At 67.6% G+C, this 17,409-nt stretch carries 13 protein-coding genes and 1 tRNA gene; 8 read left to right on the top strand and 6 right to left on the bottom strand.

Going from position 1 to position 17,409, the window contains the following annotated elements; genetic code table 11:
- Positions 1–3: 3 nt before the first annotated feature.
- Both HMPREF3097_RS03305 and HMPREF3097_RS10030 read left to right on the top strand, forming a co-directional pair.
- The gene (locus HMPREF3097_RS03305) at positions 4–1,272 is read left to right on the top strand and encodes a metallophosphoesterase family protein (RefSeq protein WP_070761023.1); all 1,269 of its coding nucleotides are present in this window, start codon (positions 4–6) and stop codon (positions 1,270–1,272) included.
- Positions 1,273–1,284: 12 nt separating this feature from the next.
- Positions 1,285–4,179 (top strand): AAA family ATPase, encoded by a 2,895-nt coding sequence (locus HMPREF3097_RS10030; RefSeq protein ID WP_070760910.1) that lies wholly within the window; start codon positions 1,285–1,287, stop codon positions 4,177–4,179.
- Between the two features lie 64 nt (positions 4,180–4,243).
- Here HMPREF3097_RS10030 and HMPREF3097_RS03295 read toward each other — a convergent pair.
- A tRNA-Arg gene (locus tag HMPREF3097_RS03295) sits at positions 4,244–4,316 on the bottom strand.
- A gap of 123 nt (positions 4,317–4,439) precedes the next feature.
- Here HMPREF3097_RS03295 and argS point away from each other — a divergent pair.
- The 4 genes from argS (at position 4,440) to thrB (ending at position 9,954) form a co-directional block, all read left to right on the top strand.
- Positions 4,440–6,104, top strand: coding sequence for an arginine--tRNA ligase (gene argS, locus HMPREF3097_RS03290; RefSeq protein ID WP_070760908.1), 1,665 nt, complete (start codon positions 4,440–4,442; stop codon positions 6,102–6,104).
- 12 nt (positions 6,105–6,116) lie between these two features.
- Positions 6,117–7,505 carry a diaminopimelate decarboxylase gene (lysA, locus tag HMPREF3097_RS03285; RefSeq protein ID WP_070760906.1) on the top strand — a complete coding sequence of 463 codons (1,389 nt, stop codon included), beginning with the start codon at positions 6,117–6,119 and terminating at the stop codon, positions 7,503–7,505.
- 182 nt (positions 7,506–7,687) lie between these two features.
- Complete coding sequence (locus HMPREF3097_RS03280; RefSeq protein WP_070760904.1) at positions 7,688–9,028, top strand: homoserine dehydrogenase; 1,341 nt, start codon at positions 7,688–7,690, stop codon at positions 9,026–9,028.
- A 5-nt stretch (positions 9,029–9,033) separates the two neighbouring features.
- On the top strand, positions 9,034–9,954 hold the full coding sequence (gene thrB, locus HMPREF3097_RS03275) for a homoserine kinase (RefSeq protein ID WP_070760902.1): 921 nt from the start codon (positions 9,034–9,036) through the stop codon (positions 9,952–9,954).
- Positions 9,955–9,969: 15 nt separating this feature from the next.
- Here the strand turns inward: thrB and HMPREF3097_RS03270 are convergent, their stop codons facing one another.
- The gene (locus HMPREF3097_RS03270; RefSeq protein WP_070760900.1) at positions 9,970–11,022 is read right to left on the bottom strand and encodes a ThiF family adenylyltransferase; all 1,053 of its coding nucleotides are present in this window, start codon (positions 11,020–11,022) and stop codon (positions 9,970–9,972) included.
- A 173-nt stretch (positions 11,023–11,195) separates the two neighbouring features.
- Here HMPREF3097_RS03270 and HMPREF3097_RS03265 point away from each other — a divergent pair, with 173 nt between their 5' ends.
- Both HMPREF3097_RS03265 and HMPREF3097_RS03260 read left to right on the top strand, forming a co-directional pair.
- Positions 11,196–11,741, top strand: coding sequence for a molybdopterin-binding protein (locus HMPREF3097_RS03265; protein WP_070760898.1), 546 nt, complete (start codon positions 11,196–11,198; stop codon positions 11,739–11,741).
- Between the two features lie 28 nt (positions 11,742–11,769).
- Positions 11,770–12,024 carry a MoaD/ThiS family protein gene (locus HMPREF3097_RS03260; protein ID WP_070760896.1) on the top strand — a complete coding sequence of 85 codons (255 nt, stop codon included), beginning with the start codon at positions 11,770–11,772 and terminating at the stop codon, positions 12,022–12,024.
- Between the two features lie 77 nt (positions 12,025–12,101).
- Here the strand turns inward: HMPREF3097_RS03260 and HMPREF3097_RS03255 are convergent, their stop codons facing one another.
- Genes HMPREF3097_RS03255 through HMPREF3097_RS03240 form a run of 4 tightly spaced genes read right to left on the bottom strand, consistent with a single transcriptional unit; the run spans position 12,102 to position 16,955 of the window.
- Positions 12,102–12,779 (bottom strand): molybdenum cofactor guanylyltransferase, encoded by a 678-nt coding sequence (locus HMPREF3097_RS03255; protein WP_070760894.1) that lies wholly within the window; start codon positions 12,777–12,779, stop codon positions 12,102–12,104.
- An 18-nt stretch (positions 12,780–12,797) separates the two neighbouring features.
- Positions 12,798–14,096, bottom strand: a complete 1,299-nt coding sequence (locus HMPREF3097_RS03250) for a molybdopterin molybdotransferase MoeA (protein WP_070760892.1) — start codon at positions 14,094–14,096, stop codon at positions 12,798–12,800.
- 1 nt (position 14,097) lies between these two features.
- Positions 14,098–15,141 (bottom strand): GTP 3',8-cyclase MoaA, encoded by a 1,044-nt coding sequence (moaA, locus tag HMPREF3097_RS03245; RefSeq protein WP_246821235.1) that lies wholly within the window; start codon positions 15,139–15,141, stop codon positions 14,098–14,100.
- Positions 15,142–15,185: 44 nt separating this feature from the next.
- Positions 15,186–16,955, bottom strand: coding sequence for a long-chain fatty-acid--CoA ligase (locus HMPREF3097_RS03240; RefSeq protein ID WP_015381450.1), 1,770 nt, complete (start codon positions 16,953–16,955; stop codon positions 15,186–15,188).
- Between the last annotated feature and the right edge of the window lie 454 nt (positions 16,956–17,409).

The following is a 17,409-nucleotide window of genomic DNA, read 5'->3' as shown; positions in this document are numbered from 1 at the left end:
AACATGAGCGATGCACAGCTGACAACGGCGTCTTCCCGGCCACGCGATACCGGCGTGGGTGCGCATTCGGTGCGCTTCCTGCACACCTCCGATTGGCAGATCGGGATGGGGCGGCGCTTCCTCGGCGAGGATAACCAGCGGCTCTTCGACGAGGCGCGGCTGGCAGCCGTGGAGAAGCTCTTCGCGGTGGCTGCCGACCGGAAGTGTGAGGCCATCGTCGTCGCCGGGGATGTTTTCGACGACAACCTCCTGGCGGGAAAGACCTGGACGCGGATCCTTGATGTCCTGCGCAACGCCCCGGTTCCGGTCTACCTGCTGCCGGGCAATCACGATCCGCTCAACCCGGCGAGCATTTACCACCAGCCGAGCCTGCAGCAGCTGTCCCCAGACAATGGCGGGAAGGTGACTGTCCTGCGGGACTCGACCCCAAGGCCACTGCGCGAGGGCGTGGAGATCATCGGCGCGCCGCTGCTGAGCAAGGTGGCCAGCGAGGATCTGGTGTACCGGGCGCTTGCAGACTTGTCGCCGGCAGGGAATACAATCCGCATCGCGGTTGGTCACGGGCACACGGAGTCGCGGGACAGTGTCGCGGATCCGTCGGTGATCGACGTCGCCCGGCTCAGCGAGCTCGCCCGGCAGCGCGTCGTCGACTACGTGGCCCTGGGGGACACGCACTCCGCGATGCCCCTCGATGACCGTGGCGTGGTGTGGTACTCCGGCGCTCCGGAGGTCACCGACTTCAAGGAGCCCGACGGCGGTGGCGAGTCCAACTCGGGTAAGGCGCTGGTCGTGGAGGTCGGCATCGACCCGGAGAACCCGGCTGCGCCCGCGACCGTTGCAGTGGAGCAGGTTGAGATCGGCCAGTGGCGTTTCCTGGCCATGACGGAGGACATCAACTCCCCAGAGGACGCCGAGGACTTCCTGGCGAAGCTGGCCAGCCTGCCGCAGCCGCGATCGACCGTGGTCAAGTACGCGCTGCGGGGGAGCATCGACCTGATGACAGACATCCGGTTGGAGACCGCGCTGGCTGAGCAGCGCCCTCGCTTCGCCGCGCTCTACGAGCGCACCCGGCTGATGGATCTGCACGTGTCCCCGGAACTGTCGGAGCTGCGTGGGGCCCTCCAGCTGCGGGGCTACCCAGAAATCGCGATGGAGAAGCTGCTCGCACTCGCTGAGGATCAGCGTCAGGCCCAAGGAACTCGAGATCAAGCCACGGATGCCCTGAAGCTCCTTTACCGCTTGGCCGCCGGCGTGCAGGCCAAGGAAAGCTAGGTGACGAGGACAATGACAAACTCACAGCAGCACAACACCGGGGCCGGCCTGGCCATCCACCGCCTGACCTTGGACGACTTCGCGGGAGTGCCCCACGTCGACCTCGACCTGGCGGATTCCGGGGTCACCGTGGTGCACGGGCGCAACGAATCCGGAAAATCGACCCTGCTCACGGCCATGAAGCTCCTGCTCAACACGAGCGTGAACACCAAGACCCGCAAGCAGGAGGTCATGGCGCTCAAGCCGGCAGGCAGCAATGGCAAGCCCACGGTCGCCGCTGAGATGAGCATTGGGGCTTACCGGCTGCGGATCGAGAAGAGCTTCGGCACCGGCCGACACGCGGCCACACTCGATGTCTCTGCCCCCACCGTGGAGAACCTGGTAGACCGGGAGGCCGAGGAACGTTTCGCGGAGATCCTCAACGAGACGGTGGATCGCACTCTGTTGGATGCGCTGACAGTGGAGCAGGGCGCGAGCCTGGAGGCTTTCTCCGCTGGCCGAATCCAATCCCTCAGCACCGTTCTGGCGGCACAGAGTGACCAGAGCGCGGAGGCCGATACCGGCCACGAGGTGGACGCCACGGCCGCGGAACTGCTCGCGGCGATCGAGAAGGAATACGATCGCTATTTCACCGCCAAGGGGGCTGTGAAGAAGAATGGTGAGCTGCAGAAGGCCCGTGACGAGCGCGAGGCCGCAGAACAGGCCCTAGCAGAAGCCACCGACATCTATGACGGAGCACAGCGGCAGATCCGGGCGATCACGGAACTGGAAGAGGAAGAGCGCCAGGCTGCGGCGGAGCTGCCCGAGGCGAAGCGGGCCGTCGAGGAACTCGAGGAACAATTGCAGACCGCCCGGGCGGCACAGGAAAAGCTTCGGGGCTTCGAACGCGAGGTCAAGAACGCGCACCAGGCGCTCGATCTAGCGAAGTACCGCCATGACGCGCGGAAGAAGCAGGTTGATGCGGTGGCGGTCAAGCGAGCCGAGCTCGAGAAGGAACAAGAGCGGCGCGATGAGCTCGCAACGAAGGCGGCCAAGGCTGAGGAAGAACAGCAGAAGCTGAAAGCGGAATACTCCAGCGCTGCCGAGCAGCAGCGATTCGCACGAGGCTACGTTGCGTGGGCGCAGGCGGGCGCCGAATATCGCGAGGCGGAGAAGAGCCACAAGAACGCCACCGAGCGCGCAGCGGAGGCAGAAAAGACGGTGGACAGGCTGCGGGAGCTTGGGAATAAGCTCGCGGAGAATCCGGCGACCCAGCAGGCCCTGGACGCGCTGAGTAGCGCCAACACCCAGCTTGCCGTGGCCACCGCGCAGCAGGAGGCAATCGCCACCGAGGTGAAGATCACCGGTCCCGCTGGCACGGTGCGCGACGGCGAGGAGGATGTCGAACTCACGGCGGAGGGGTACCGCACCCTGGTGAGCTCCCTGCGTCAGTTCGCACTCGGGGACTACCGCGTTGCGGTCACTCCGGCCCGCGACACCAGCGAGACGGAGACCGCGGTGAGCCGTGCTCGGGAGCAGGTCGCCCAGGCATCGAAGGCCCTCGGCATCGAGGACGGGGACACGGAGGCCGCTCACCGGCTGGCCCAGCAACGGCGCGCCCTGGAAAACGATCGCGACGAGGCACAGCTGGAGCTGCGCGGGATCACCGGGGGCGTCAGCTCCCAGGACCTGCAGTTCAGTGTGGAGCAGTCCAGCCGGGAGCTGGTCGCCGCAGGTGAGAAGCTATCCGACCGGGCTCGCGCCGCGGCCAATATCTGGCGGGAGCTGGGCGGGAATGCAGAGCGGGCCGAGGAATTCGGCCTTGAGCCCGAGCTGGAAGAACAGCTCGCGCGGTTAACGCGGGACTCGGTGCGAGATGCGGCGGAAACCACTGAGTCACAGATCGTTGAGGCCCGGACTGCGGGGGAGCAGGCCCCAGGGCACAACGGCGAGCTTGCGGGGCTCGTGGTCGAGCTGGAAACAGCACAACTGTTCCTCGAGCGCAGTGAGGCGCGGTACACCGCAGCTCAGCAGGCCAAGGACGCGACGGAACACACGCAGATCCTCCAGGAGCACAAGCTGGCAGAACTCAATGCCACGCAGCAGGCGCAGCAGCTCGCGGCCGCAGAGGACGAGTTGGCGCAGCAGCGCGAAGAGGCCAGCGACGAGCAGCTGGCGGAGGCCGTCGCCGTGCAGAACAGCGCGTTGGTGGAGGCTGCCGCGATTCGCGATAAGGAGAAGGAGAAATACGAGTCCGCCGCCACCGCCGAGCAGCTTGAGGGCCTCCTTAACGGTGAGAAGGCGGGCCTCGGGGTGCTGCAGAAAAACGCCACGCAACGCGGCCAGGAGCTCGTCCGCCTGCGCACCGAGTTGGCCGGCCGCGAAGGCGCTGCGGAGGCCAAGCGTGAAGCGGCAGCCGAGGCGGAACGGGCCGCCCGCGCCCTAGCTGCCGTCACTGCCCGGGCGGAGGCCGCCCAGCTTCTGTGGGAGACGATGAATGAGGCTCGTGCCGAGCTACGGGGTCGCTACTCCCGCCCGCTGTCCGAGGCCTTCCACGTCCTTGCTCGCACCATCTACGGTCCGGGCGTCCAGTTCGAGTTCGACGAGGACCTGCAGGTCAGCCGCCGCATTGACGACGGCGTGGCCCTCGACGTGTCCTCCCTGTCTGGTGGCGCGAGGGAGCAGATCAACCTGCTTTCCCGTCTCGCGGTGGCATCGCTGGTGGCCCGGGGCGGGGGAGTGCCGATCATTATCGACGACAGCCTCGGTTACAGCGACCCGCAGCGCAGCAGGGACATGAACGTGGTGCTCTCCCAACTGGGCGAGCAGCACCAGATCATCGTGCTGACCTGCGATGCGCAGCGCTTCTCCCGCGTGGTGGGCGCCAAACAGGTGGACATGGTTCAGCTGCGCCGCGCCGGGGAATAGCCCCTGCGGCATGAAAAGCCCGGGTGGGGCGCACTGTGTGCGCCGCCACCCGGGCAATAAAACGTGCCCCCGAGACGATTCGAACGTCCGACCGCTGGTACCGGAAACCAGTGCTCTATCCCCTGAGCTACGGAGGCATCAGATCGGTAGTCTAGCACCCTGGGTGCAAGGGGAGGCAAAAACACCCCGCCGGCCAGCGCGCCCCGCGCAGACGGACGGGGGCGACGAACCCGCATTACGTGCTGATAAAGTCTTTAGGCGTGACTCCAGCAGAACTTTCCGAATTCATTGCACGCATCGCCCGCGAGGTCCTCACCGAGCGTGGCCTGGACGCCTCCGTCGTCCCCGATAACCCGACGGTCGAGCGCCCGCGCAACCCAGAGCACGGCGACTACGCCACCAACGTCGCCATGCAGACCGCCAAGAAGGCGGGAACCAACCCCCGCGAGCTGGGCACGTGGCTCGCTGAGAAGCTGGCCGCCAGCCCGGAGATCGACGAGGCCAGCGTCGCCGGCCCTGGATTCATCAACATCCGCCTGGCCGCTGCCGCGCAGGGCAAGATTGTGGAGAACATTCTCGCCGCTGGCCAGGGCTTCGGCCGCGGAGATGCCTACAAGGGCACGAAGATCAACCTGGAATTCGTCTCTGCTAACCCCACCGGTCCGATTCACCTGGGTGGTACCCGTTGGGCCGCCGTCGGCGACTCTCTTGGCCGCCTGCTGGCCGCCCAGGGTGGCGAGGTGACCCGCGAGTACTACTTCAATGACCACGGCGGCCAGATCGACCGCTTCGCGAAGTCCCTGCTCGCCGCCGCGCGCAACGAGCCCACCCCGGAGGACGGCTACGGTGGCCAGTACATCCAGGACATCGCCGCCCAGGTCGCCGAAGCGAACCCGACCTGGGGCGAGCTCTCCGACGCGGATGCCCAGGAGCTCTTCCGCGCCCAGGGCGTGGAGCTGATGTTCGACCACATCAAGACCACGCTGAAGCAGTTCGGCACCGAGTTCGACGTCTTCTTCCACGAGAACTCCCTCTTCGAATCCGGCGCGGTGGACAAGGCCATCGAGGAGCTGAAGTCCAACGGCAACCTCTACGAAGCCGACGGTGCCTGGTGGCTGCGCTCCAGCGACTTCGGCGACGACAAGGACCGCGTCGTCATCAAGTCCGACGGCAATGCCGCCTACATCGCCGGCGACATCGCCTACATCGCGGACAAGATCAATCGCGGCCACGACCTGTGCATCTACATGCTGGGCGCGGACCACCACGGCTACATCGCACGCCTGCAGGCCGCCGCAGCGGCACTGGGGTACGACCCGAAGCAGGTGGAGGTCATGATCGGCCAGATGGTCAACCTCGTCCGCGACGGCGAGGCCGTGCGCATGTCCAAGCGCGCCGGCACCATCATCACCCTCGACGACCTGGTCGAGGCCATCGGCGTGGACGCGGCACGCTACGCGCTGATCCGCTCCTCGGTGGACTCCTCCCTGGACATCGACATGGACCTGTGGGCCTCCCAGAGCAACGAGAACCCGGTGTTCTACGTCCAGTACGCCCACGCCCGCCTGTGCTCCCTGCAGCGCAAGGCAGACGAACAGGGCGTGGACTTTGGCGGCGCCGATCTCTCGCTGCTGACCCACGACCGCGAGGGCACGCTGATCCGTTCCCTGGGCGAGTTCCCGAAGGTGGTCCGCACGGCCGCTGAGCTGCGCGAACCGCACCGCATCGCCCACTACGCGGAGAAGCTGGCCGGGGATTTCCACCGCTTCTACGACGCCTGCCAGGTGCTGCCGAAGGCCGACGAGCCGACCGGTGCGGACGCAGCCCCGATCTTCCACGCCCGCCTGGCCCTGGCCGCCGCCACCCGCCAGGTACTGGAGAACGCACTGAGCCTGGTCGGCGTGTCCGCACCAGAAAGGATGTAAGGCTACACCCGCATGGATCCGGTCACAGCACAACAACCCACACCACTACGCCGGCGCACCGCCACCACCGAGGAATTCAACCTCATCCCGGCTCACGTCTTCCCACGCACCACGCGCCGGGCAGAGAACGGGGAGGTGGCGATCGGCGGCGTGAGCCTGCCCGAGCTCGCCGCCACACACGGCACCCCGAGCTTCGTCATGGACGAGGCCGACTTCCGCTCCCGCTGCCGGGAGATGGCTGAGGCCTTCGGCGGGGGAGAGCGGGTGCACTACGCCTCCAAGGCCTTCATCTCCACGGCCGTGTGCCGCTGGGTGGCCGAGGAAGGGCTGAGCCTGGACGTCGCGAGCCTCGGCGAGCTGCGTATCGCCCTGCATGCCGACTTCCCGGCCGAGCGCATCACGGTGCACGGCAATAACAAGAATGAAGAGTTCCTGCGCGCCGCCGTCGAGGCGGGCGTGGAGCTCATCGTCATCGACTCGCTCCAGGAGATCGCCGAGCTCTCCCGCGTGGCCCGCGAGCTGGGCACCACCCAGGACGTCCTGGTGCGCGTGACCCCGGGCGTGCACGTCGATACCCACGAGTTCATCGCGACCTCCCACGAGGACCAGAAGTTCGGCTTCTCCCTGGCCTCCGGGAAGGCCAAGCAGGCAGCGGAGGAGTGCCTCGCCGCCGATGGCCTGGTCCTGCGCGGCCTGCACTGCCACGTCGGTTCCCAGGTGTTCGATGCCGACGGCTTCGTGCTCGCCGCCGAGCGCCTGCTGGGCCTGTGGAAGCAGCTGCTATCCCACGAAGCCACGGGGGCGAATTTCAACGTCCTCGACCTGGGCGGCGGCTATGGCATCGCGTATACCCCGGACCAGGAGGCGCTTGACGTGGCCTCCGTGGCACGCAACCTGCTCGCGAAGGTCGCCGAGGTGGCCGAGGAGGTCGGTGTTCCGACCCCGATCGTCAACGTCGAGCCGGGGCGCGCGATCGCAGGCCCGGCCATGGTGACCATTTACCGGGTCGGCACCGTCAAGGACGTCGAGACCAGCGACCACACTGTGCGCCGGTACGTCTCCGTCGACGGCGGGATGAGCGACAACATCCGTCCGGCCCTCTACCAGGCGGAGTACGACGTCCGGGTGGTCAATCGCGAGGTCGCCGGCACGCTGGTCTCGACTCGCATCGTCGGCTCCCACTGCGAGTCCGGCGACATTCTGATCAACGATGTCCCGGTTCCCGACGACGTCGCGCCGGGCGACCTGTTGGCCATCGCGGCGACGGGGGCGTACTGCTACTCGATGTCCTCCCGCTACAACATGTTCCTGCGCCCGCCGGTGATTACCGTGGCGGATGGCCAGGACCGGGTGATGATTCGCCGGGAGCGCCTGGAGGATATTTTGGCCCTCGAGGGCTAGGGAAGGTCTGCCTCGGCAACGCTGGGGCACACCCGCAAAACATAAAACTAGACAGCTTGGTCTAGGTGGGTTAACCTCTGACCTAAGCGATACACAACTTGGCATTCTGCTGCTCGCTAGAATGGCTAACCGACGCCACCAAAGGCGAGCACAAAACCAACAACAACATTGGGAGAAAACTCATGACTGACGCATCGGCGCCCACCATCCGCCCGGGTAAAGGACTCGACGCCACCATTGGTGTTGCACTGCTGGGCATGGGCACAGTCGGTGCTGAGGTTTACCGACTGCTCAACGAGCGTGCCGACGAGTTCGCCGCCCGCATCGGCGGGCCGCTGGAGGTCCGCGGCGTCGCGGTCTCCGACCTGTCCCGCCCGCGCGAGGGAGTCGACCCCGAGCTGCTGACGGACGACGCGCTCTCCCTGGTGCAGCGCGACGACATCGACCTCGTGATCGAGGTTATCGGCGGCATCGACTACCCACGCCAGGTCGTCAACGCGGCCCTGAAGGCCGGCAAGTCCGTGGTCACCGCGAACAAGGCCCTCATCGCCGCCCACTCCGGCGAGCTCTCCGAGGCCGCCGAGTCCACCGGCGCTGACCTCTTCTTCGAGGCAGCCGTCGCCGCGGCCATCCCGGTCGTCGGCCCGCTGCTGCGCTCCCTGGCTGGCGACAAGATCGAGTCCGTCATGGGCATCGTCAACGGCACCACCAACTTCATCCTCGACGCAATGTACGAGCGCGGCGCCAGCTACGACGAGATGCTCGCCGAGGCCACCGAACTGGGCTACGCCGAGGCTGACCCGACTGCGGACGTCGATGGTCACGACGCCGCCTCCAAGGCCGCGATCCTGGCATCCCTGGCCTTCCACTCCCGCGTCTCCAGCGAGGATGTCCACACTGAGGGAATCCGCAACATCACCACCCAGGACATCGAGGCCGCCCGCGCCGCAGGCTGCACCATCAAACTGCTCGCCCTGTGCGACCGCGTCACCCAGGCCGACGGTACCCCAGGTGTCTCCGCCCGCGTCTACCCGGCGCTCGTCCCGCTGTCCCACCCGCTGGCCAGCGTCTCCGAGTCCTATAACGCCATCTTCGTCGAGGCCGAGTCCGCCGGTCGCCTGATGTTCTACGGCAACGGCGCCGGCGGTGGCCCGACCGCTTCCGCCGTCCTCGGTGACGTCGTCGCCGTGGCCCGCAACATCATCCACGGTGGCCGCGGTCCGCGCGAGTCCACCTACGCCGCCCTTCCGATCGCTGATTTTGGAGACGTCGTGACCCGGTACCACGTTGACATGCTGGTGGAGGATCGTGTGGGCGTGCTCGCCGAGATCTCCAACGCCTTCTCTAAGCACAACGTCTCCCTGAAGACGGTGCGCCAGGAGAACAAGGACGACCTGGGCGCCCGCCTCGTCGTCGTGACCCACAGCGCCACCGAGAAGGACCTGGAGGAGACGGTCGCCACGCTCAACGAGCTCGACGCCGTCCGCGAGGTCCACTCCGTCATCCGTATGGAAGGTAAGTAACAGCAATGGCGACTGAGATCCCCGTCGGCCGCAAGGTTCGGGTCAAGGTTCCGGGTTCTTCCGCGAACCTGGGCCCCGGATTCGACTCGCTGGGTCTGGCCTTGAGCATCTACGACCACGTCGAGGTCGAGGTCATCGACTCCGGCCTCGAGGTGGAGGTCACCGGCGAGGGGCAGGGCGAGGTGCCGCTGGACGAGCGACACCTGGTCGTCCGCGCCATCCGCGCCGGGCTGAAGAAGGCGGACGTCATTGCTCGTGGCCTGCGGGTGCGCTGCAATAACTCCATCCCGCAGTCCCGCGGCCTGGGTTCCTCTGCCGCCGCCGCGGTCTCGGGCGTGATGGCGGCCAATGCGCTGGCCGGGGACGTCCTAGACACGGACACGATCATCCAGCTTGCCTCGACCTTCGAGGGCCACCCGGATAACGTCGCGGCCTCCGTCCTCGGCAGCGCCGTCGTGTCCTGGACGAACATCCCGGTCGACGGCACCGAGCCGACGTACCACGCCGCCCCGGTCACGGTGCACCCGGATATCCGCGCCACCGCGCTGATTCCGAATTCCCACGCCTCCACCGAGGCCGTGCGTCGCGTGTTGCCGAGCGATATTCCGCACCTGGACGCCCGCTTCAACGTGTCCCGCACCGGCGTGCTGCTTGTTGCCCTGTCCAAGGACCCGAGCCTGCTGTGGGAGGGCACCCGCGACCGGATGCACCAACCATTCCGCGCCGAGGTGCTGCCGATCTCCTCCGAGTGGGTCAACCGCCTGCGCAACCAGGGCTACCCGGCGTTCCTCTCCGGGGCGGGTCCGACCGTGCTGGTGCTGTCCACCGAGCCGGTGGAGGAGGCGCTCCTGCAGGAGGCACGCGATCGTGGCATCCGCGTCGAAGAGCTGACGGTGGCCGGGCCGGTGACCGTCGAGGACGCCTAAGCGGCTGACCGCGAACTAGCGGAAGCGGATCAGCCCGCCGCGCAGGCTGGCTAGCCCCGTGACGCCGCGTCGCTCCAGCGCATCCACCGCGTGGGCGGAACGAGCCCCGCGCGCGCAGACCACGACCGCCCCGTTTTCCACCTCCGGCGGGGTGTAGCCGCCCAAGATCTCGGCCAGCGGCACATTGATCGCCCCGGGCAGGTGGAATTCCGCAAACTCCCTGGGCTCCCGCACGTCGATGACCGTGCTCCCGGGCGGAATCTCGGTGACCTCCACCGGGCCATGCGGGGGAGTGCCCGTGCGCACCTGCTCGGTGACCTCCGGGTTGGCTGCCACCGGGATCTCCTCCCAGCTAGCGGTCAGGCTGTCGTAGTAGGCGAGCCGGCCGACCAGCGGGCGGCCCACGCCCGTGATGAGCTTGATGGCCTCCAGGGCCATCGCCGAGCCCACGATGCCCACCAGCGGCCCCAAGACACCCGCCTGCGAGCAGGAGGGCACCGCGCCCGGCGCGGGCGGGGTGGGGAAGAGGTCCTCGTAGATCGGCCCGTGGCCTGCCCAGAACACCGATAGCTGCGCCTGATAGCCCAGGATCGAGGCCCAGACGTGAGGGATCCCCAGCCGGGCGGCCGCGTGACTGGCCACGTGCCGGGTGTCGAAGTTATCCGTCCCGTCGAGGACGAGGTCCGCGCCCTCCAGGACCCTCAGCGCGTTCTCCCATGTCAGTCGCTCGACGACTGGCTCGAGGTGAACATCGGGGTTGAGCTCTGTCAGCCGTGCGCGGGCGGAGTGGGCCTTGGACTCGCCGTTAGCGGCAGCCGCAGAGCTGTGGATCACTTGGCGGTGCAGGTTGGATAGCTCCACGGTGTCGTCGTCGATGAGCGTGATGTGGCCGATGCCCGCCGCGGCGAGGTACAGCAGCGCGGGGGAGCCCAGCCCACCGGCTCCGATCACCGCGACCCGCGAGGCAGCCAGCTTCTCCTGGGCCTCCGGGCCCATGAGGGTGACCTGGCGGCTATAGCGTTGGCTGGCGCTCGGCGAGCCCGCAGGGTCGATGGAGTGCGAGGACAATCTTCATGCTCCTTGGGGTTAACGTGCGGCCGAATGTCGCGAGGATTCGTACCCCGCAGGCGACCTCCCACTGTAGCCCTAAAATGGGATCCGGTAGCCCAGGGCAGCCCGGCAGAAAACGGTGTTTCTTGTGGTCTCTGCGGGCGCCGCCGAACAGCAGATGAGGAGCACAGATGAGCGGTACAACCCCACACGACAACACGGCCCCGCGCGAGAGCACGGCCCCGCGCGACAATCCGGCCCCGCGCCAGAACGCGAAGATCGTCGTCGTCTCCGACCGCATCGCCGGCGGGGAGCGGGAGAACACCATTGGGCAGGACGCCGCGGCGATGCTGCAGGAAGCCGGGTTCACCGTCACCGACCTCATCGTCGTGCCCGAGGGGGCCGAGCCCATCCGGCGCGAGCTCGAGCAGGGAATCGCTGATGGGGTGGCGCTGTTGCTGACCTGCGGCGGAACGGGGCTGGGGCCGCGGAACCTCACCCCGGAGGAAACCCTCAAGGTCATTTCTACCCGGCTGGAGACTGTGGAAACCCAGGTGCTCGTGGAGGGGCTGAAGAACACGCCCAAGGCTTCGATGTCGCGTGGCGTGATCGGTCTGAGCTCTCGGGAGCCGGGCGGCACACTCGTGGTCAATGCCTCCTCGTCCTCGGGCGGCATGCGGGACTGCCTGAAGGTCATCCTGGCTGTCTGGCCCAGCATTTCGGGCTGGATCCGATAGCGCCCGGGGACGGGCTAGCATGGAACGCATGCGTATCCACTATTTCGCCGCCGCCCGCGCCGCCACCGGAGTCAGCGAGGAACCCGCTGAGGCCTTCGACACCCTCGGCGAGCTGCTCGACGATGCGGCAGCGCGGCACACCGGACGCACGGACTCTGGCCTGAGCCTCGCCGACATCCTGGAACGCTGCACCTTCCTCGTGGACGGCCAGCGGGCCGAGCGCGCGACCGGGCTCGCCGGGGCGCAGCGCGTGGACGTCCTGCCACCTTTCGCCGGAGGATAGGGTCTTTTTCGGCGGCTCGCTTTCGGCCGCGCCCGGCCGCGCGGATGAGCCCAGCTCGGTCTCAGACCAGTAGGACGTCACCCAAGTCCGGTGTCGCCCAACTCAGCTTGGTCACCCAGTTCGACGTCACCCAGCTCCGCGAGTTGCGCCGGGGTATCGAAGTCCCGCTCCGCGCCCGTTCCCGGCACCCGCACCACCTGCCGAGCGGCCCGCAGCAGGGCACCGGCAGGTACGTCGCGGTCCCCGGTCCGCGCTATCGCGGTGAGCAGGCTGGCCCGGCGCCAGAGCGCACACAGCGGCTCGTCGAAGCCCGCGGCGTTGACCACCACCGCGCAGTCCGCCCCACCGATGCCCTCAGCGAGCCGCGGCAGGAGCATGGCGGAGCCGGGGGCATCGACGGCTAACACCGCCACCCATTCGGTATCCAGCTCCCGCAGCCCCGCCGCAATACCCGCCACCGGTCCGCCGAAGGGAGGGCTTTCGCTGACCGTCGGCACCCCCAGGTTCTGAGGTGCCACAGCCACCCGCGGACAATTGGGTGGCAGAGACCCCCACAGCCGGTCGATGAGCCTGCGCCCGTCCACTTTGACCTGGGCCTTATCGGCGCCCATGCGGGTGGACTTCCCGCCCGCCAGCACCACGATGCCGAGGTTGGCGAAGACGCATTCCGGGGATGGCGCCGGCGCGCCGGGGGACGGTGCCGGTGCGCTGGGGCTCACGGTCGTGGGCTCGCTGTTGCTTCTAGGGCGCGACATGTTCGAACCTGCTCATACTCATTGCCCGGTTGTTCCGCGGCCGAGCAGGTGGACGAGCAGCGGATCCCCCTCGGCCGGGGCTGCAGCCCTCGCCACGCCGCGTTCTGCCGCACCACCCGCGGCGGCCTCGCTTGAGGGCTCAATGATCGTGAAGCCATCGATGCCGGTCAGCGCGGTGACGTCGCTGGAATTATGCGAGCCCGTAGAAAACGGCACCGCGACCGGGGCGTCGTCGCCGTCGGATAGTCGGACAGGAACCACCAGCGAGCGACCCTTGCGCGGGGCGGCGAAGCCGGGGCCGGCCACCGCCTGGAGCGGCCGAAACGCCTGGGCCGCCCGGCTACCCGTGCCCAGCACCGCGAGCAGCGGGGCCACGTAGAGCAGGAAGGACACGTAGGCTGCCACAGGATTCCCCGGCAGGCAGACCATCGTGGCCTCACCCCAGGAAGCGACCCCTTGTGGGGTGCCGGGGCGCTGCGCGACCGGGCCGAACCACGATCCCTCGCGCGGGCCCACCACCTCCCGCACCACGTCGAAGGCCCCGGCGCTGATGCCGCCGGTGGTCACGATGACATCGCACGCACTCGCCTCGTCCAGCAGCTCCGCCAAACCCCGCCCACGGTCCCCGCTGTGGAACCGCCGCACCTCGGCAGCACCGTGTTCCACGGCCAGGGCGGCGATCATCGGCAGGTTGGAATCCGGCAGCTGGGAGGCACCCGGGACATTCGGCCAGGGCACCAGCTCGTCTCCGGTGGAGATTACCGCCACGGTGGGCCGGGCGTACACGTCCACCGCCTGCACCCCCGCCGAGGTCAGCGCGGCGAGCGTGCCCGCATCCACCCGCGTGCCCGCTTTAGCCACGACCGCCCCGGCGGGGTGCTTGCCCCCAGCAGGGCGGATATGGCTGCGGTGCAGATCCACCGTGCGCACCGTGATCTGCTCGGGCAGCTCTAATGGCCCGGCGGGGACGTCCGTCTGTTCCACCGGGAGGACGAGGATGTCGGCTCCCGGTGGCACCGGGGCGCCCGTCATGACCCGGACCACGTGACCGGGCGGGCACTCGATGCGCGGGGCGCCGGCGGGAATATCGCCGGCCACCGGCAACACCCAGGGGCCAGAACCAGCGACATCCGCCGCGTGCAGCGCGAAGCCGTCCATCGCGGAGTTATCGAAGATCGGATTCGCCAGGATGGCGTGAACCTCGCCCGCCAGCACGTGCCCGTAGGCCTGGTCGAGCGGTACACCGGAAAGCACGTTTGGTTGAGCCAGCGCGAGCACCCGCTCGCGGTGCTGCGCGATGGACACGAGATCCGCCACACTAGCCGCCGATCTTGCTCATGGTGCGCTCCGGCTGGAGGAAGCCGGGGTCGTCGATGCCATGGCCCGGCTTCTTGCGTGCCATCGCGCCCGCCCACGCATCGGCGAGCTCCTCGTCGCGTGCACCCTGCCGCATCATATCCCGCAGGGAGACCTCGTCGGCTGCCTTGGAGAACAGGCAGGAGCGGATCGCCCCGTCGGTGGTCAGTCGGGTGCGGTCGCACGCCCCGCAGAAGGGGTGGGTCACACTCGCGATGATGCCCACCTGCCCGGAATACTCGCCGTCGGTGACATCCCACAGCTCGGCGGGCGCGGAGCCGCGGGGCTCGGTGGCGGGAGTGAGCGTGAATTCGGTTGCCAGCCGCTTGAGCAGTGCATCGGCCGTGACCATACCCTCGCGGGTCCACTGGCCGCGCGGCCCCAGGGGCATCTGCTCGATGAAGCGCAGCTGCAGGCCCCTGCGCAGGCAGAAGCGCACCAAATCCGCGGCCGAGTCCTCGTTTTCGCCGGGCAGGACGACCGAGTTGATTTTCACAGGGTTCAAACCGGCCGCCAGTGCGGCGTCGATGCCGCGAAGCACGTCCTCGTGCCGATCCCGCCGGCTGAGCGCCGCGAAGGTCTGCGGATCCGTGGTGTCAAGCGAGATATTGATGCGGTTCAGACCGGCCGCCGCAAGCCCGGCTGCCCGCTTGTCCAGGCCGAGCGCATTCGTCGTGATGGCGATGCCCGGCACCTGGCCCTCGTCGGTGCGCAGCTGGGCGGTGGCCGCCACCAGCTCCTCCAGGGACTTGCGCAGAAGCGGCTCGCCACCGGTGAAACGAACCGCCCGGATGCCCAGCGTCTCCACGCCGATGCGCACCAGCCGGATGACCTCCGCATCGCTCAGCGAGTGCTCCGTGGGCAGCCATTCCAGGCCATCAGCCGGCATGCAGTAGGTGCAGCGCAGGTTGCAGCGATCGGTGAGGCTGACCCGCAGATCCCGGGCCACGCGACCGAAGGAGTCGACCAGCTGGCGGGGGCGGGGAGCAGAGGAATTGTGAGTCATCGTGGGGCTCATTCTAGTGGGACTGTCAACGCCCGTAGCAGCCACTAGTCCTCGCCGAACTCAGCTTCTTCGTTGGGATCCGGCAGGGTCATGATCTCCAACTCGCCACGGCGCATCAGCCGGCGCAGCTCCTTCTTGTCGAACTTCTCCACGCTCGTGCGCTCGATGTTCTCCACGAAACAGAAGTTCTCCGGGGCCATCCACGCGGGAACCTGCGGCAGCAGGGAGTTGCGGATATCCGTCGCGGTCTCCTCCGTTGGTTCGTAGCCCGCGGCCAGGACGACGACGGCCAGGGGTCGCTGGCCCCATTTATCGTCCGGGATGCCGATGACCGCCGCCTCGTTCACCCCGGGATAGGCCAGCAGGTAGTTCTCCAGGGAGGCGGAGTAGATCCACTCGCCGCCCGAGCGGATCACGTCATTCTTCCGGTCGTGGATGACGAGGAAACCGTCCTGGGTCACGGTGGCGATATCCCCGGTGCGCAGCCAGCCGTCGACAGTGAAGCGGCTGGAGCCATCGTCCACCGCCTCGCCCCGGAAGACGCTCGCCGCGCCGTCGCCCGTCTGGCTGGGGGACTCGTAGTAGCTAGCGGCCACGGTATTCCCGCGGACCTGCAGCTCGCCGGCGTTGCGGTCGTGGGATTCCAGGGCGCGGCCGGCGTCGTTGACGATGCGGTATTCCAGCCCCACGGGGAAGCGACCCTGGGAGTAGCGGTAAGCGGCACGAGCTTGACCGGCCACGCCGGCAGGTGGGTGGGCGACCGTGCCGATCGGCGAGGTTTCCGTCATTCCCCAGCAGTGGATCATGTCCACGCCGTAGCGGGCCTCCCAGGCGTCGATGAGGGCCGGGGGTACCTGCGAGCCGCCGGAATAGATCGTCTGCAGGCTCATGCGCCGCGGCGGGGTCTTCTCGTAGTGGACGATCAGGCTCATCCATACAGCCGAGGCCCCGTGCGCCTGGCGGGGCATGGCGTCCTCGATGACGTGGGCGAGGTGTTCGGGGTCCGTGGTGTGCCCGGTCATCACCATCGGCGCGCCGGACATGAACGCAGCGAGCGGAACGCCCCAGCTCAAGACGTGATAGATCGGCACTCCCAGGAGGAATGGGGTGTCGTTCTGGATGCCGAAGCTATCGGCCGTGCGTAGCCCCAGGGAGTGCAGCCACAGGGAGCGGTGCGAGTACACCACGCCCTTCGGCGCCCCGGCCGTGCCGGTGGAATAACACAGTGCTGCCGGTGCGGTTTCCGGCAGATTCGGCCAGTCGTAGATCGCAGGCCGCTCATCCAGTAGCGACTCGTAGTCGGCCACGTGGACCTGGCGATTGGGGTCAGCCTCGGCGAAGGTGAGGGTGATCCGGTCCTGGATGCGGGTGATATCCGCGGGGCTGGCCCCGACGAGGATCACCCCCTCCACGGTGGGGCAGTGGGCGAGCATTTCGACCAGGCGGTCGGCGTCCACCGCGTCGCAGACGATGACGCGGTCCTCGGCGTGGTTGATGGCGTGGATGACCTGGTCGTCGGCGAGCTGCCGGTTCAGAGGCTGGAAGACCGCGCCCATCGACGGGGCAGCCAGCAGCACTTCGAGGTGCTCGGTGCGGTTGACCATCAGGGTTGCCACCCGGTCGCCGATGCGGATACCGAAATCCTCGGCCAGCGCGTGGGCGAGCGCGGCCACACGCGCCCCGATTTCCTTGAACGTCGCGACCTCAGGCTCGGTTCCCAGGTAAGTGGTCACCGTGCTGTTGCGGTGCGCATTGGCGCCGTAGGTCAAGATTTGCGATACGGAAAAGGGGCGTTCCTGCATCGTAGATTCCATGCTGTCCACCTTAGCCCGCGGTTGGGTGTTCCTTTTCTTTATGACGCCACCAGCTCACCAACCCGGCGACTCGGCCGATGATGATGCACCCTGGCCATCAGGGAACGAGACTCAAGGCCGGGGTTTAAAAGTGTGTGAGCTATCGCCGGGTGTTACACTTGCAGCTGCTTCGAGGGCACCGTGCGAACAGCCGGGGCCAAAGGAGGATTCCATGGTGTGGGGCGTTCAATCGCCAGCGCCGCTTCGTGGGCCGGGTTGTTAGTGGCCCCGTGGCAGCCGCACCGCCACCGCGATTCCCGGTCGGCCCCAGATAGTGGGCGTCCGCCAGACGTGCGGGATCGTGTGAGGGCAATTTCTTTAATACTCAAGAATAATTCCGGGTTGTTGTCTGCTTGGCGCATCTGTTGAGTGGCTGCCACCTGGGCCGGCGTGTGTCGTCGGCCAAGAAATCAAT

The sequence above is a fragment of the Corynebacterium sp. HMSC27B11 genome, from assembly GCF_001815985.1.
Taxonomy (GTDB): domain Bacteria; phylum Actinomycetota; class Actinomycetes; order Mycobacteriales; family Mycobacteriaceae; genus Corynebacterium.
Note: the sequence above shows the minus strand (reverse complement) of the source record. Positions and strands in the feature narration are given on the sequence as shown.